The sequence below is a fragment of the Gilliamella sp. B3023 genome (assembly GCF_026536845.1).
In the GTDB taxonomy this organism is placed as follows: Bacteria; Pseudomonadota; Gammaproteobacteria; order Enterobacterales; family Orbaceae; genus Gilliamella; species Gilliamella apicola_E.
Genome location: NZ_JAFNNH010000045.1, coordinates 1 through 1,684, shown reverse-complemented (window position 1 = coordinate 1,684; position 1,684 = coordinate 1). Strand labels below are relative to the sequence as shown.

1 pseudogene is annotated in these 1,684 nt (G+C 40.9%); it reads right to left on the bottom strand.

The annotated features are described in order from the left end of the window. Window positions 1-454: 454 nt before the first annotated feature. Window positions 455-1,684: pseudogene (locus tag J3U16_RS11860) on the bottom strand (hypothetical protein); the annotation flags it as partial.

Here is a 1,684-nt window from a genome sequence, read left to right as displayed (position 1 = left end):
AAGTATAGTGATTGGAAAAACACGATGCAACACTTTTTTTCGCTCATTTACGTTAACTTTTGTAAATAGGATCTAAAAAGGATCTGAAAGTTAACCGGTTAATTTTTGTTTTAATTAAATATATTTCAATTACAAATCTTTAAAATCAGAGCGATTGATCCTCAAAAATTTTATTTTAGGGCTTTGAATTAGAAATTTAGTGATTTGGATCATTTAATAATTTTTAAGTGAAATTTAGAACCCCTAAAAACCCCACTCCTCAACTTTTTTTGAGATAAAATACCTCAAAAATAAACCCGCCGAGGCGGGTAATTCAAACGTCGCTTAGCCGCAAAATCGCTTTTTTTATGGCTAAACGACGTTGACTCCTTGAGTCAGCTTACTTTTAATCACCTAATACTATTTTTTATCACCCCCACCCCCGCCCTAAGGATTAAGGACGAAGAAATAAAAACTAAGGATGGGAGCAAAGTCCGTAGTAGTCGTCGTAGAACCAATACACATCACCGTTGCCTGTGGTCACGAGAAACTGGTGACTACCATTCGGGTCACTAGTCCAGTACCAATCGTAGTCGAAGCCAACGCCTGAGTAATGGGACATGATGCCCCACTCACTGAAAAAACCAGAACCTATATGACGCATGTAATACTTACCTGGGGAGGAAGGGGTGGCGCCGATGGATATAGGGTTACCATTCCAATCACGAGATGCATTAGTTAAATCCTTTACGCGAGGCATTTGATAACCAATACTATTACACCAAGATAAGGTTTGAGGATAATAGTCCCGCTTAAAACCACGGTTGACGAACCACTGCTTCAAAGTAAAACCATATTTGACGACTGGAGCACCATTACTATCACGACCGACCAACTCGAATGTCTGAGGCAAAGATGGTGTAGAAATACGACCAGGATTGTCAGAACGATGCTGGGATGAGGTAGCGTAAGGACCCGTTAAAGTAACGCGAACGCTTGTAGCAGTAGAATTAGACATTGTGACTGTGATACCACCCCGAGAAACAGAAGACCAAGACAATGGCTGACTTACACCACTAATGAGTAAATCAAAGTACAGCCCATTAGCACCAGTTGTAGGAAAGTTTCTACCGTAAAGTGACGGGTCTGTTGACTGAGGGATAAAACCTTTATAAGGGTCCCACATTGAAGATGGGCCAGCATATTCACCTGTACCCCAATTCAAATTAGGTCTGGCAAAACAAACCACCGGCGAAGCCTTAGGATTGACGTAATAAGTCTCACTTCTGGCACTGAAAGTACTACGATCAGGAAAACCGTAACGAGTAGATAATGTACCGTTAGTACTAGATAACTTAATCCTATAAGGTGCAGAATCAGTACATGTCGTTAACACTGTATCACGTGATACAGATTGACCGTTTTTATCGACGATAGATAAACTTAAAAAACCTGTAGCAGTAACACCAGAATCACCATCATCATCCCCCCAATAATTATAAGGAGGACCAATAAGAGAACTCAAAGCGACTGAAGTAGTATCAGTAGGAACGAACATACCAATATCAGCAAAACTCTGACCCTCAACCGGCAAGACGATTGGGGTTGTAGATGATAAATTGGTAGAAGGCGTGTAATTAGCTCCGTTAGATAGTGTAATCCCAAGCAGACCATTAGTATCAACTGCACGAGTACGACCACCGTC